Below are 14,239 nucleotides of genomic sequence, written 5' to 3' on the forward strand. Positions count from 1 at the left end.
AGGGGTTCGCTGATGGCTGAAGTGGTGGTACGGGATCTGGTGAAGACCTATCCCGGCGGCACAGCGCGCGCCACCGACGAGGTCTCGCTGGAGATCTCCGACGGCGAGTTCATGGTGCTGCTCGGGCCGTCCGGCTGCGGCAAGACGACCTTGCTGCGCATGATCGCCGGATTGGAGCTGCCCGACTCGGGGCAGATCGTGATCGGCGGCAAGGACGTCACCTATCTCGAACCGCGGCGGCGCAACCTGTCGATGGTGTTCCAGTCCTACGCGGTGTTCCCGAACAAGAAGGTCGCCGACAATATCGGCTTCGGTCTGCGGGTGCACGGCGTGCCGGCCGACGATATCCGCCGCAAGGTCGCCTGGGCCGCCGAGCTGTTGCAGCTCACGCCGTACCTGGACCGGTACCCGGCGCGATTGTCCGGCGGGCAGCGTCAGCGCGTCGCGGTGGCGCGGGCGATCGTGATGGACGCCGACGTGCTGCTCATGGACGAGCCGCTGTCCAATCTCGATGCGCTGCTGCGGCTTTCGTTCCGGGCGGAGCTGAAGAAACTCGTCGCGGAACTCGGCACCACCACGATCTACGTCACCCATGACCAGATCGAGGCGCTGTCGCTCGGCAACCGCGTCGCCGTGATGCGCGACGGGGCGATCGCCCAGTGCGGCCCGCCCACCGAGGTCTACGACGACCCCGCCACGGAATTCGTCGGCGGTTTCCTCGGTAGCCCGCCGATGAACTTCCTCACCGGCGCGGTCGCGGCGGGAGACGAGGGGCCGCGCATCGACCTGGGTGGGCAGTTCCTCGCCGTGCCTGCGGCGCTGTCGTCGTTCGAAGGCGGGACGCTCCGGCTCGGTATCCGCCCGGAGGCCATCGCGGTGGACGACGGCCCCGCGGACGGGACGGTGCGCGGCGAGCTCCACGTACTCGAACCGCTCGGCTCGTCGACTCTGCTGACCACCGACATCAGCGGGCAGACAGTGAAAGTGCAAGCGCCGCCCGGCTTCCGGGCCGAGGGCGGCACGTTGCGCTTGCGCGTGCCGCCGGAGGCATGCCGCTGGTACGACCCGGAGACCGGATTGCTGCTGGAGGTCGAGTGATCACCGCCGCGGGCGACCGCGATATCCATTTCGAGCCCGCCCGGCTGGTCGCCCGGGCCACGCTGGTCCTGCGGGACAACGACACCGGCAGCCTGGTCACCGCGGCGCCCAAGCTCTATCCGCACATGTGGAGCTGGGACGCGGCGTTCATCTCGATCGGACTGGCCTACTTGGACGTGAACCGTGCTGTCACGGAGCTGAATACGCTGCTGGCCGCCCAGTGGGCCGACGGGATGATCCCGCACATCGTCTTCACCGACCACAGCGACTACTTTCCGGGCCCGGGCCGCTGGGGCACCGACTCCGCGCCCCAGGCGCCGTCCGGCGTTCGCACGTCCGGTATCTGCCAGCCGCCGGTGCACGCGATCGCCCTGCGCCGCATCGTCGAGATCGCACGCAAGACCTCGCAAGCTGACGCGGAGCTGGCCGAACGGTTCGCGCGGCACGCTTGGCCCGCGCTGTATCGCTGGCATCGCTGGCTCGTGCGACACCGTATGCCCGACGCGAGCGGCCTGGTATCGATCGTGCACGGGTGGGAGTCCGGCATGGACAACTCGCCCCGCTGGGACGAGCCCTACGCGGGCGTCGTCCCCGGACCGGACCTTCCGCCCTACACGCGCCTGGACCTGCTGCAGGTCAACGACGCGAGCGAGCGGCCGAGCGCGGAAGAGTACGACCGGTACCTGTGGCTCATCGAGCAGATGAAGCGGGTGAAATACCACCCCGACGAGGTTGTGCGCAGGTCGAGCTTCCTGGTGGGCGACGTGTTCACCACCGCGGTGTTCGCCGTGGCCAGCGATACCCTCGCCGGGCTAGGCGAAGACCTCGGCGCTGAGTCCGGCCACATCGGCGAACTGCGTGCCTGGGCGGCGCGGGCGCGGGAAGCAGTCGCAGGCAGTGTGCATCCCGAGACCGGCATGGCCCGCGACCGCGATATCCGGCACGACCGGTGGCTCGGCACCGAGTCCATCGCCGGGTTCGCGCCGCTGCTGTGCGGCGGCCTGCCCGCCGACGTCGAGAAGCGGCTCATGTCCACCTTGGACGGCCCGGACTGGTCGGGCAATCCACACCTGCTCGCCGCGGTGCCGCCGTCGGTGTCGCCCTCGTCTCCGGAGTTCGATGCGCGCTGTTATTGGCGTGGTCCGCAGTGGCCGGTGATCACCTGGCTGTTCGGCTGGGCGTTCGAGCAGCGCGACTGGCCCCGGCACGCCAGCGAGTTCCGCGCCCAGGGCGTGCACTTGGTGTCGGACGGCTCGTTCGGTGAATACTACGAGCCGTTCACCGGCAAGCCGCTGGGCAGCGCGAACCAGTCGTGGACCGCCGCGGTGGTGCTCGATTGGCTGTGCGGGGTGTGGTGAGCCGGGATCGGCTGCGGCGCAGGGGCCGGTCAGCTCTCGGCACCGCGAACGGTGGCTGCGTCGAGCCCGCTGAGGTTCAGGTCTCGGCGGGTATTCGGCCCATCCGCGCGCAGCGTCTCGACCGCGCCTTCTTCCATTTCCGGGCGTTCGGAGTCGAAGCTCGCAGGCCGAAACATCAATCCGGCCACCACCCCGGCGAGAACAACCGCCGGCACAGCGATGACCTTCCAGGACCACCGATGCTCCCTACCGACCAGGTACAGCGTCTTGATCGCCCAGACCAGCAGGGAGGCGCTCAGCACAATCCCGCCGATCACCAGGCAAATGAGCTGATCGGCAAGGGTCAAGCTCCCGATGACCGGAGTCCGGTCGAAATGGACGCACAAGAGAACCGCCACACCGAGGACGGAACTCGTCAAGACCGCGAAACCGGGCGCAGTGGCGGCGTGCTGCCCGCGCTCGGCCGGTACACCGTGCTCACGTGATGTGTCGATTGGTGGACTCCTCATCTCTTCACCGTGATCCAGCGCCTGATTCTCACTCGGCGATACCCGCGATCGAACTCTATGGCGGTGACCAGGGGAACCGGACATCGGCACGCGCCGGCGAACACCGAATCGAGGCGCGGGATGCGGTTCTGTCACATTGGTCGGAGGCGGCTTGGTTCAGTGGCTCTGCGCCGTGGCGGTCTGTGGTGCCAGCATGGCTGCGGCCGTTGCGATCAGCGCGTTGTCCGTTGCTGGGTCGGCATGGTCGGCGATACCGGAGCGGAACAATGCCGCGCCTTCGATGAGCATCGTAAAGAGGCGTGCGTTCGTGCGGCAGATATCGTCGGAGATTGCGGGATTCCGTGTCCGGATGACGTGCGTGACTTGTTCTTGGTAGGTCTGGTAGAAGTCGCGCACCGCTTCGGCTATCGATTCGTCGCGGGCGGCGAGCGCCCATACTTCGGTGTAGATGCGGACGAGTCGTGGGTCGTCCTGCTCAGCGAGCAGCATCCGGATCAAATCGGCGACGGGTTGGCTGGCTGTCAGCAGCGGGGTCAGGCGTTGCAGGGATTGTTCGAGGGCGCGGTTCAGTACAGCGGTGACCAAATCGCCGCGGTTCGGAAAGTAGTACTGCAGATGGCCCAGCCGTATCTCGGCGGCGGATGCGACGGCGCGCATGGTCAGTTCGCCGTGTCCGGATTCGACGAGGATCCGTTCCGCGATGTCGAGCAGACCGCTGCGGCGTTTGGTTCCCTTGGTGGTACGGGCGGCGCGGGGCGGCTGGCTCATGCGGCCCTGCCGGTGTCGGCAACGGTGTCGATCAGCACACCGTGGTTCGCCAGCATGGCCGGAACCTCGGAGGGCGCCGGTGTCTGCTCGGGGAAGCTCACACCGGGAGAGGTGGGTGCTCCGTCCAGCCCCAGAACTCGGCGAATGCCGAGCAGTGCGCCCACGGCTGTGAGGTGGGCTTGTCCGGCCGGGTCGGTGACGACGGCGGTACGGGTGAGTCCGCCGTGGGTGACATCGACGCGGAGCTCGGCGATGCCGCCGTCACCCGGCGCATACAGCAGCGTCCGCCGCGTGGCGGCGAAGCAGTCGCCACGCCCCCAGCGGAAGAACCCGATTCGCTTGACCGCGAGCAACGCGGAAGTGGATGCGGCAGAACTGAAGCCGATCCGGGTCACCGCGGTGGTGGCGCCGAGTGTCAAAGGCAGTGTGAACTGTTCCGGCGTGTCGATGCGCGCCACCCGCGTGACGTTGTCACCGATGCGGGTTCGACGAACATCACTGAGCGGCATCACAGTACGCCGCTGCCCGCCCTCGACCACCTCGTAATCCAGCCCGAGCCGGTCCATGAACTCCACCGAGTCGGCTCCGGCTCGGTCCCGCAGGTCCCAACGGACCGCCACTTCGACGGTGTCCGCACCGCCGACCTGGTCGGCGAGATAGGCGGCGACGAGGCTGACGACACCGCCCATCCACGCCGACGACAGCAGCACCGGCGCGGTCGGACCGAGCATGGAGGCAACGGTCGCAGCGCGTTGCAACCGGCTGGTCCAGCGCGTGATGTCCACGAACGGTACCCCGCCCGCGATCGCCGCCCGCAGAACCCGGTCATCGGGATCATTGACCAGCCCCGCGACCGCTCGCACACCCGCTCGAAAGGGAACCGGATCCGCCAGATCCCATACCCGCAGCGCCGCACCGGTCTCCGCCGCCAGATCCCGGCCGCGTTCCACGGACCGGCCGGTGAGCAGCAGCGGCAGCGAGGCCGCGGCCATCCGCGCCACCTCGGCACCAACCGTCCCGTATCCGCCGACCAGAAGAACCGGGCCTTGCGCATCGAACTGGAGATCGTCGTTCACACTCTCAATATAGGTCAAATGACCTAAAAATGTGAGGTGTAAGTGCGCGAGAGGTTCTAGTCCCGCCTCCGAGGCGAAATCACTTGGCGGAGGCGTTGATCCAGACGCCCGCGATGACACTGGCCAGGATCGACCGATCGGATTGACTCTGTCCGTAGACGGCGATGACGGTGCCGACCCGTATGTCGGCCGCCCGGGTGGCAGCCAGGACGTACAGCTTGGTAGCCGTGTTGCTGCGGACCTTGACGCTGCTGCCGGTCAGATTCTTGACTACGAGTGTCGTACCGTCGTTGGCGACGACCTTCCCGACCGCCACGCCGATGCCCAGCCTGGCGGCAGGTGGAACGCGTACGGGCGGTGGCGCGGGCGCGGTAGTGGGTGGCGCCGTTGTGCTCGGCGGCGCCGTGGTGCTCGGTGGCGCGCTGGTGCGAAGCGAAGTAGTCGGCGCCGCCTGTACGGTGGAACGGTCGACGAGCAGGCAACCGGAGACCACCAGAAGCACCACGCCGATACAGAGCCCGATCAGCGCAGCCGTGCCCGATCGGTGTACGTGATCGCCTTCTTGCCCTTGGGATTTCGCCGTATCCGGTAGGTCTTTCGCTGCCTCGCAGGGCAATTCGGCATTTGCCTCGGTATTTCGGTCTGCACGCGGGGCTGAAGGTGCTTCGTTGTGGGCCTCCAAGGGCGAGCCGAAACTGCGCGCGCTGGCGATTTCCAGTTGCGTGTGGCCCATGGAAAGTGTTGTCGCCGCGAGTCTTTCGTTCTCGCTCTGAGCTGATCCCGTGTAGCCACTCTTGCTGCCGTGTGTGCTCCAGCGGGACATGTCGCAAGCGTATGTGCTTCCGCGCGTGTGCTTGTTGTCACTGACGGGAGTATCGATGCCACCAGCGCCGACGGACGCTCGTGGGCTCAGTCGCCAGGCCCGCGCATCATGGGTGCATGCCGCCTACCTGTTGTGGGTGGTCCGTCTGCCGATCGCGGCGCTGAGAGCGTCGAGTTCGGCGAGCACGTCGGTTGCCGCCCAGATCCGATTGCCCTGCCTCCGGCTGCGGCTTTGCCGAATGCGCGCCAGCCTGCGTCGATCTGTTCGACCTTCGATGACGCTACGGACTCGCTACGCACCAGGAAGTCGGCCAGTGGCGCCAGGTGCTGGCCGTAGACCGCCTCGAGCCGCGCTACCGCGATCACTGCGTCCTCATGTGCTTGCGCGACCGGCCCGGAGAGCGTGTACGGAAGGTCGGCGATGCGCGGTGGGATCGAGAATCCGCATGATGTATTTTTCACATACCAACCTCTAGTAAGCGTGTGGTTGTTGTACTTTGCTTCGGTAGTCACGAGAAACCAGGTGGGAGCGCAGATTTCGGTTTCGGTTTCGGCTATCGGATGAGGCGTATATCCTGCGGATGCCGCCGCTCTCGGGGCGGATGCTCAGGGGAAATCAACCATCAATCGGGGGATGCTGGCTATGCATATGACGACCGGGGAGGTCATCCGGCGGGTCAGGAAGTCCCTCGGCATGACCCAGGCCGAGTTGGGTGCGCTGATCAACTTCTCGCAGCCTGCTGTCTCCGGGTTGGAGCGCGGTGGCCCTGCCTCGCATGATGTTCGCGTTCTGCGGCTTGTGGCCCGTGCACTTGGGGTTCCGCTTGCCATACTGGTAGTGGAGTCGGACCAGGAGGCAGATGTGGACCGTCGCAACTTCTTCAGAGCAGGGGTATTAGGGAGTGCGGGGGCCGCGATGATGTCGGCAACCGTCCCTTCGAGAGCCGCATCAGCATCCAGCGTGAAAGTCGGAGCGAGCGATGTCGATGCCATCACTGAGAGCGTGAACCAGATCCACGAACTGGATTTGGTGGTGGGTGGCGACCGATTGTGCCGGGTGGCGGCCAACCAAGTTCGTTACGTTGAACAGCTTCTCGACCACGGCAGCTACACCGAAGCGGTCGGGCGGGCGCTCACCAGCGCCGCCGCCGAGATGATGACGGCCGCCGGGTGGGTGCATTACGACGCAGGTCGCCTGGATGCGGCGCGGCGGTACTACGTGGAGGCGGCGAACGCCGCGAATGCGGCGGGTGACGGGATCGCGGCGGCGCATGCGCTGGGGAACGCCAGTTGCCTCATGATCAGCCTGCCCGGAGAAATGCGGAGGAATCCCTTGGCGGCGCAGTATGCGCAGGCTGCGGCACAGGCATCTCTTCGGGAGGGCGGGCCGAAACTACGGGCATTGATGGCGATTCGAGAAGCTGAAGCTCATGGCGCACGTGGAGACAAGGCCGCGATGACGGCGGCGATGAGCCGAGCATTCCGCGCTTATGAGTCCACTCGGGGGCATGATCCGGAATGGGTATTCGTACCCGAATCCGAGCTCAACCTCGTCGCCGGGAAAGCCCAGATGTGGGCGGGCGAGTACGAGGCAGCGACCACCCATATGCAAGCCGCTATCGATGGCTCGTCGGCTTGGCCGAGAGAGCGCGCGGCGGGGCAGCTCAACCTTGCACGCAACTTCGTCAACGCCGGTGATGTCGCGCGAGCATGCTCACTGCTGGCCGACAACTACGACACCATCACCGGACTCGCCTCCACGCGCTTGCAGCAGCGAATCGACGCCGTCGCCAACTCAGTTCGTACTCACACCGGGGTTCCCGAAGTTCGGAAGTTCTTGGCGCGACGCGCGGCACGGGTCTGACGCCTCGCATCCACCCGATAGCCGCTACGCGTCCCGAGCGGCTCGCGACGGCTCAGCATCACAGGACAGTCGGGGCAATCCTGGTGGAGCCGTGTCGCACCGGGAAACGACAGCGCCTCCCCGTCGTCGAGACGAGGAGGCGCTGCACCGGATGCGGCCGAGGCTAGTATGGTCCGTTGACGTTATCGATCGAACCGTAGCGATGCGCCGCGTAGTTGCATGCGGCGGTGATGTTGGCGACCGGGTCCCAGATGTCGAAGGGGGTGCCGTCGACGTGGTACGCGTTGAAGGTCGGGTCGATCACCTGGAGCAGGCCTTTGGAGGGGGTTCCTTTGGCGGCGTTGGAGTCCCAATTGTTGATGGCCCGGGGGTTGCCGCCGGATTCGCGCATGATGTTGCGATGGATGCTGTCGTAGCTACCCGGAATGTTGTGCACGCGCATGACGTCGAGAGACTGGCGAATCCAGCCGTCGAGGTTGTTCTCGTAGATCGGGGGCGCCGGCGGGGGCACGACACCCAGCTGCGGCAGCGCGGGCAGCGCAGGCAGCGGGGGTAGTCCAGGCAGGCCTGGGATGTCGGCGACCGTCGCGACACGTGACGGAACGCTGTCATCGGCCACCGCCACCCCGGTGGAGGCTCCGAGGGCGGCGATGCCGATCGCGGCCGCGAGGACGGCACCGTTCCGAAGCGACAGGTGGCGGAAAAGAGAAAGGCGTGACTCAGGCATTGCGAAATCAGTTCCTTGATCGTGCGGCGATCCGCCCCGACAAGGCAGCGCGGATCGACAGCGGGCGTCCGGTAGGGAGTTCGCCCGTATCGGCCATGTGCTGTTTTCGGATTTCGTTGTGAAAGCCAGGTTTCGAATTCCTGGCGGCGCGATGCGGGAACTGCTCGGGGTCGGTGCCCCTGGGGTGCCGCTGTCGTACCCGGGGGAGAATCCATTCACCGGCTGTGGCGCTGGGTTCTCAGGTCTCTTTCGGACCTGATCTCAGCTTGGTCACGATGGGTGAACATACGGCAAACGGATGGTTAATGAACTATATTGCCGATCTTGATGGTGTCGGACCGAAGGCTTTGACACATGCCTTATACAGGGATTTTGCCTGAAAATGTGATATGGCTCACAATTCGGAAAATTATGCTAACGCGGCTGACTTTGTCACGAACCGGTTACCCGGAACTAGTTGAATTCATCGTCGAGGTGCACCCGGAATTCGCGGCATGCACCGGTGGAGCGTCTGGAGTGTGCTGATCACTGCCATGCCTGAACGAGTTCTTCTGGGCCCCAGTGCATTGCCAGCGGCAAGTTCCCTGCGATGCCGGACCGGGAGACGGCTACGAATCGTGTGTTGTGATCGGTTCCGGGTACCGCGAGCAGCGAGCGGGCAAGGCTTTCGTAGTCGTGGCGGTCGAAGGGGCGGTCTTCGAGCCACTTGATGGAGCCGACGAAATGAACTGCCCTGGCGACCGGTTCGCGGTCGGCGCCGATCAGGTCGATTTCGGGGTTGTTCTGCCGGTTCCACCAGCCGCCGACCGCCTCGGTTTCCGGCCATTGCTCGTCGGGCAGCAGACGCATCAAGGATTCGCGGACCAGCGGTTCGATAGCACGTGCACGCCAGGTGGTCCATGAGCGTTCGATCCGGGTCAGTGCGACATCGCCACGGCCGCGTTCAATGAGCGGGATGCCGCGTTGCAGGAAGGCCAGCCAGAATCGGAGATAGGACTCGGCGATTCGATAGCGCTTGTTCTTGGTGTCCGATCTTGTGGACAGCGGGAGGTCGCTGGCGACGATTCGCTTGGCCTGCAACATGTTCAGTAGCGGAGTGAGGGTGCCCGCTGGCAGTGCGTTCTGTCCACCGGCCTGTGCGGCGATGGTGCTGAAGGTTCGTTCTCCGCTGCCGATGGCTTCTAGGACTGCGCGCGAGCGCATTCCCTCCGGGAACTCTCCGAGTAGCGACAGCTCGCCCGCCACCAGCAGTGGAGCCAGCGGGTTCGCAGCCGCGTCGCGCAGGAAGTCGGTTCGGCTCATTTCTGGACGCCATGAGCTGACGATCTCGGGGAACCCGCCGGTGATCAGCAACGCGTCGACGCTGTCGGCGGCGTTGAGGCCGGTCATGGTCTGCACATCGGCGAGGTGCAGTGGTTCGACTGTCATTTTCGTCGCGCGCCCGAAGAACGGCCGGTCGCGGGATCCGAGGGCCTCCATGACCGAGATGTCACTGCCGACCAGGAGGAGCAGGACCGGCTTGGCCGACAGGTGGCGATCCCACACTGTCTGCAACGCGCCTTCGAACTCTGGATCCTGTTCGACCAGCCATGGCACCTCATCGATGACCGCGACACAGGGCGAGTCATCTGGCAACGCAATAGCAAGGGACCGGAGAGCTTGGTTCCAGTCGCCGGCCTGCAACCCGCTGACCAGTTCTGCGCGTCCAAACGCGGACTGGGCGACCGTGGCGGAGAACTCTTCCCGCTCGGCGACTGGACGGCGGCCGCGCGTTGCCTGGAAGACCAGGTAGGCATGGTTCGACCGATCGCAGAACTCCTGGACGAGCCGTGATTTCCCGACCCGTCGGCGGCCGGTCACGATGACCGCACGGCCACGGGTGGTTCCGGTGCCGTTGGTCACCGCGTTCAGCTGCCGAGCGAGCAGGTCGAGGTCTGCGGATCTACCTGTGAACTCCACTACCCGGCTCCTAAACTAAGATTCTATCTTACTAAGATCGAATCTTAGTTTATCCGGTGGCGACCAGAAAGCGGTGGATGCGTTCGATGCCGGTTCAGCCGAGGAAGTTCTCGATCAGCGGAATGGTTTCGGTCGGGCAATCCTCGTGCACTGTGTGACCGCATCCGGGCAGTACCGTGGCGGTCGCGTTCGGTATACGCGCGGCCAGGCGTTCGGCCTGGGTGGCAGGCAGCCATTCGTCGGCGCCGCCCCAGAGCACCAGGGTCGGGGCGCTCACCTTGGCCAGGTCGGCGTCGGTGAGGCGGTAGTCGAGGTTGCGCCATAGGGCGAGGAAGCCGTCGCGGTTATCGGGGTTCGAGAACGGTGGCCACAATTCGTCGATCATCTCGTCGGTGACCAGCTCCTTGTGGTGGAACGTGCCGCCGATGCTGTCGGCATAGAAGTCGCGGGTGGTGAGTTTCGTGGCGAGCTCGCCGAGTATCGGTGTCTGGAACAGGGGTGTCACGGGTGCTTTTTCGGCGTTGAGGCCCGGCGAATCGAGCAGGGTCAGCCGGTCGACTCGCTCAGGGTGCTGCTCGGCGAAGTAGAGGCTCCACGCGCCGCCCCACGAGTGACCCACCAGCGCAGCGCGATTCAGGCCGACGGCGTCGAAGAAGGCGCCGATGGCCTCGGCCATGGCAGGCAGGTCGAACGCGAAGCCGGGGCGGCGCAGTTCGGTATAGCCCTGGCTGGGCAGGTCGACCGCGTAGACGGTGTGGTTCCGCGCCAGCGCGGGAATGACGTCGCGCCAAGAGTACTGCCACAGCCCACCACCCGCGATGAGCACGACCGGTGAGCCCTGACCGGTCACCGTGTAATGGAATCGGGCCAGATCGGTATCGGCATAACGGGAATCGATGTGGTCGAGGTAGGCCGGACGGTCCGGCGAGCCCGGCGGGTTCCAGGCGTAGGCCACCGGCAGCGCGATCGCGAACAGTGCGGCGACGATGGTGGCGAGTCCGAGGGCGAGTCGGCGGGCCCAGATACTGATCCTCATGGTGCACTCCGTGGTTGGCTGAGTTGGTCTCGATTCCTGGACGAGCTGGTGCCCGGCGACGTGACGCGCTGTGGGCGGCCTCACACGCCGAATCCGGCAGCGGGTCGAGGAAATCAGCAATGAGCGGAGCGATGCCAAAGCATGCGTCGGCCCTCGCGCATGCAGAGCGCGAGGGCCGAAACTTCTCGGTAAGTGGTGGTCAGGAGCCGAAGCGGGCCAGGACCGAGCTGGCTTCCTGGGAGGCGGTGCCTTCGTCGGCGAGATGAGCCATTTCCGGGGCGATTTCGCGGCCGTGGTGAGCCATCGCCTGGGCGTACAAGCGACCTGCCCGGTACGAAGAGCGGACCAGCGGCCCCGCCATGACGCCTGCGAAGCCGATTTCCTCGGCCACCGTGGAGTGTTCGACGAACTCTTCCGGCTTCACCCAGCGGTCGACCGGATGGTGGCGGGGAGAGGGGCGCAGGTACTGGGTGATGGTGAGGATGTCGCAGCCCGCCTCGTGCAGGTCACGCATGGCCTGGGTGACTTCCTCGGGGGTTTCGCCCATGCCGAGGATGAGGTTGGACTTGGTGACCAATCCGGCTTCGCGGGCGGCGGTCAGGACCGCGAGGGAGCGCTCGTAGCGGAAGGCGGGGCGGATGCGCTTGAAGATGCGCGGGACCGTTTCGAGGTTGTGCGCCAGCACTTCCGGGCGGGCGGAGAAGACCTCGGCGAGCTGGTCCGGGTCGGCGTTGAAGTCGGGAATCAGCAGTTCGACGCCGGTGTGGGGGTTCAAACGCTTGATGGCGCGGACTGTTTCGGCGTAGAGCCAGGCGCCACCGTCGTCCAGATCGTCGCGGGCGACGCCGGTGATGGTGGAGTAGCGCAGGCCCATGGCCTGGACGCTTTCGGCGACGCGGCGGGGCTCGTCGCGGTCGAGAGCCGCGGGCTTGCCGGTGTCGATCTGGCAGAAATCGCAGCGGCGGGTGCACTGTTCGCCGCCGATGAGGAAGGTGGCCTCGCGGTCTTCCCAGCATTCGAAGATGTTGGGGCAGCCTGCTTCTTCGCACACCGTGTGCAAGCCCTCGCGCTTCACCAAGCCCTTGAGTTCGGAGTACTCGGGGCCCATGGTGGCGCGAGTGCGGATCCACTTGGGTTTGCGCTCGATCGGGGTTTCCGCGTTGCGGGCTTCGATGCGCAGGAGCTTGCGGCCGTTCGCGGCACGAGCGTCGGGCCCGGAGGAGGTAGCTTGCGTAGCCACGGAGGGACCCGGGAGTGCCGCCGCAGGTTCGGCTGCGGACGCGCTGTGGGGTGTCGGGGTGTCGACTGAGGTCACCTGATCGACCTTACGCCGTCGCGGTGGGAGGCTGCGGGGTGGTGTCGGCGGGGGTGACGCGCGGAATAATGTGCTCGGTGACCGGCAGTTCGCCGTCGAGGGCGCGGATGATGGCGTCGGTCACCAGCGGCTTGATCTCGGCCACGGTGACCTCGCGGCCGAGTTCGCGGGTCAGTGTGGTGACGCCCGCGTCGCGGATGCCGCACGGGACGATGGCCTGGAACCCGTCCATGGCGGAGTTGCAGTTGAACGAGAGGCCGTGCAGGGCCACGCCGCGCTGCACGCGCACGCCGATCGCGGCGATCTTGCGTTCGGCGTACAGCTCGGTCGCGGGCAGCCAGACACCGGAGCGCCCCTCGATGCGGCCGCAGACGAGGCCGAGGCCGGTGCAGACGGTGATCAGCGCCTCTTCGAGGCGGCGCACGTAGTTGACGACGTCCACCGGCTCGGCCAGCCGCACGATCGGGTAGCCGACGAGTTGGCCGGGGCCATGCCAGGTGATCTTGCCGCCGCGGTCCACCTGGACGACCGGGCTGCCGTCGATCGGCAGATCCTCGGCCTCGGTGCGGCGGCCCGCGGTGTACACCGAAGGGTGCTCGAGCAACAGCAGATGATCCGATCCGCTGCCTTCCGCGCGCTGGTCGGCGATGCTGCGTTGCAGCTCCCAGGCGGCGTGGTAGTCGATGAGTCCGAGATCCTCGACCACGATCGGGGTCGTATCGAATCGGGCGGACAGGGTCGTGCGCGTGTCGTTCACGACCATGACGGTACGCCCAGCGGGATGTCCGATTCCAGCGCCTCGATGTGGGAACTGCCACAGGATGATCCGGTTTGCCCGGCGAGAGCTGGACGGATGCCGGTCGCGCAGCATCCGATCGGAGCCGGTGTGCACACCCGGCGGGCATTCGTCATTCCGATGGTCGCGCTCCGGATCCGGCCGTCGAGGCGCAGTGTGGGGGAGCCGGCCGCCGACGAGCTGGGTGGCGCGGGATCGCGTCAGGCGGTTCGGCCGGGCGCTTCCTGCGCGAGATCACCGCCTTTGTCCTGCGCGATCTGGATGAGGTTGCCGCAGGTGTCGTCGAGCACCGCGGTGATGACGGTGCCGTGGTCCAGCGGCGGCTGGGTGAACTGCACGCCCAGCTCGCGCAGCCGCTCGTACTCGGCGTGCACGTCCTCGACGGCGAAGGAGGTGAACGGGATGCCGTCCTCCACCAGCGCCTTCTTGAACGGTCCTGCCGCCGGATGCCCGTCGGGTTCCAGCAACAGCTCGACGCCATCGGGCTCCTGCGGTGAGACGACGGTCAGCCAGCTGGCCTCGCCGAGCGGGATGTCGGTCTTCTTCACGAAGCCCAGCACCTCGGTATAGAAGCGCAGGGCCTTGGCCTGGTCGTCGACCAGCACGCTGGTCACGTTGATCCGCATGTCCTTACTCCTTCAGCCAGCGATCGGTGAGATTCCGCAACGGTTCTCGGTTCAGATAGTGGAACTTGTACCGGCCCTCCCGGCGCGTGCTCACCAGACCGGCGGCGGCGAGTACGTCCAGATGCTGGGAGATGGCCTGCCGGGTGGACGACATCCGGTGCCGCATCGTGAGCCGACTGCACAGTTCGAACAGGGTCTGGCCGTCGCGCTCGGCGAGCTCGTCGAGGATCACCCGCCGTGTGGGCTCGGCCAGCGCCTTGAACACCTCGCCGGGGTCGGTACCTT

14 protein-coding genes are annotated in these 14,239 nt (G+C 66.2%); 3 read left to right on the forward strand and 11 right to left on the reverse strand.

From position 1 onward, the window contains the following. Window positions 1–12 precede the first annotated feature (12 nt). The gene (locus NA4_RS24700) at window positions 13–1,098 is read left to right on the forward strand and encodes an ABC transporter ATP-binding protein (RefSeq protein ID WP_067474614.1); all 1,086 of its coding nucleotides are present in this window, start codon (window positions 13–15) and stop codon (window positions 1,096–1,098) included. Continuing rightward, complete coding sequence (gene ggh / locus NA4_RS24705; RefSeq protein WP_245671573.1) at window positions 1,095–2,456, forward strand: glucosylglycerate hydrolase; 1,362 nt, start codon at window positions 1,095–1,097, stop codon at window positions 2,454–2,456. The genes NA4_RS24700 and ggh overlap by 4 nt, the downstream gene beginning before the upstream one ends. A gap of 29 nt (window positions 2,457–2,485) precedes the next feature. Here ggh and NA4_RS24710 read toward each other — a convergent pair whose 3' ends face one another. From NA4_RS24710 to NA4_RS24725, 4 genes are all read right to left on the reverse strand, one after another. Next, on the reverse strand, window positions 2,486–2,965 hold the full coding sequence (locus tag NA4_RS24710; RefSeq protein ID WP_157129282.1) for a hypothetical protein: 480 nt from the start codon (window positions 2,963–2,965) through the stop codon (window positions 2,486–2,488). 156 nt (window positions 2,966–3,121) lie between these two features. Beyond that, window positions 3,122–3,733 carry a TetR/AcrR family transcriptional regulator gene (locus NA4_RS24715; protein WP_067474620.1) on the reverse strand — a complete coding sequence of 204 codons (612 nt, stop codon included), beginning with the start codon at window positions 3,731–3,733 and terminating at the stop codon, window positions 3,122–3,124. Continuing rightward, window positions 3,730–4,809, reverse strand: a complete 1,080-nt coding sequence (locus NA4_RS24720) for a saccharopine dehydrogenase family protein (RefSeq protein ID WP_174552986.1) — start codon at window positions 4,807–4,809, stop codon at window positions 3,730–3,732. The genes NA4_RS24715 and NA4_RS24720 overlap by 4 nt, the downstream gene beginning before the upstream one ends. A gap of 79 nt (window positions 4,810–4,888) precedes the next feature. Further along, window positions 4,889–5,542, reverse strand: a complete 654-nt coding sequence (locus NA4_RS24725; RefSeq protein WP_067474623.1) for a hypothetical protein — start codon at window positions 5,540–5,542, stop codon at window positions 4,889–4,891. 738 nt (window positions 5,543–6,280) lie between these two features. Between NA4_RS24725 and NA4_RS24730 the strand changes: the two genes are divergently transcribed. Next, window positions 6,281–7,495, forward strand: a complete 1,215-nt coding sequence (locus NA4_RS24730) for a helix-turn-helix domain-containing protein (protein WP_281180063.1) — start codon at window positions 6,281–6,283, stop codon at window positions 7,493–7,495. A 163-nt stretch (window positions 7,496–7,658) separates the two neighbouring features. Here the strand turns inward: NA4_RS24730 and NA4_RS24735 are convergent, their stop codons facing one another. The 7 genes from NA4_RS24735 to NA4_RS24765 all read right to left on the reverse strand — a co-directional run bounded on the left by NA4_RS24735 (window position 7,659) and on the right by NA4_RS24765 (window position 14,219). After that, window positions 7,659–8,222 carry a transglycosylase SLT domain-containing protein gene (locus NA4_RS24735; protein ID WP_067474630.1) on the reverse strand — a complete coding sequence of 188 codons (564 nt, stop codon included), beginning with the start codon at window positions 8,220–8,222 and terminating at the stop codon, window positions 7,659–7,661. Window positions 8,223–8,747: 525 nt separating this feature from the next. Further along, window positions 8,748–10,181: an ATP-binding protein gene (locus NA4_RS24740; RefSeq protein ID WP_067474633.1), complete on the reverse strand. Its 1,434-nt coding sequence runs from the start codon at window positions 10,179–10,181 to the stop codon at window positions 8,748–8,750. A 94-nt stretch (window positions 10,182–10,275) separates the two neighbouring features. Then, window positions 10,276–11,217: an alpha/beta fold hydrolase gene (locus tag NA4_RS24745; RefSeq protein WP_067474636.1), complete on the reverse strand. Its 942-nt coding sequence runs from the start codon at window positions 11,215–11,217 to the stop codon at window positions 10,276–10,278. 199 nt (window positions 11,218–11,416) lie between these two features. Next, complete coding sequence (gene lipA / locus NA4_RS24750) at window positions 11,417–12,457, reverse strand: lipoyl synthase (RefSeq protein WP_067474638.1); 1,041 nt, start codon at window positions 12,455–12,457, stop codon at window positions 11,417–11,419. An 85-nt stretch (window positions 12,458–12,542) separates the two neighbouring features. Further along, window positions 12,543–13,295 carry a lipoyl(octanoyl) transferase LipB gene (lipB, locus tag NA4_RS24755; protein ID WP_067474641.1) on the reverse strand — a complete coding sequence of 251 codons (753 nt, stop codon included), beginning with the start codon at window positions 13,293–13,295 and terminating at the stop codon, window positions 12,543–12,545. 233 nt (window positions 13,296–13,528) lie between these two features. Continuing rightward, a complete protein-coding gene (locus tag NA4_RS24760; protein ID WP_067474644.1) occupies window positions 13,529–13,954 on the reverse strand; it encodes a VOC family protein in 426 nt (141 codons plus the stop codon). 4 nt (window positions 13,955–13,958) lie between these two features. Further along, window positions 13,959–14,219, reverse strand: a complete 261-nt coding sequence (locus NA4_RS24765; RefSeq protein WP_067474653.1) for an ArsR/SmtB family transcription factor — start codon at window positions 14,217–14,219, stop codon at window positions 13,959–13,961. Window positions 14,220–14,239 lie beyond the last annotated feature (20 nt).

The organism is Nocardia amamiensis NBRC 102102 (assembly GCF_001612745.1).
In the GTDB taxonomy this organism is placed as follows: domain Bacteria; phylum Actinomycetota; class Actinomycetes; order Mycobacteriales; family Mycobacteriaceae; genus Nocardia; species Nocardia amamiensis.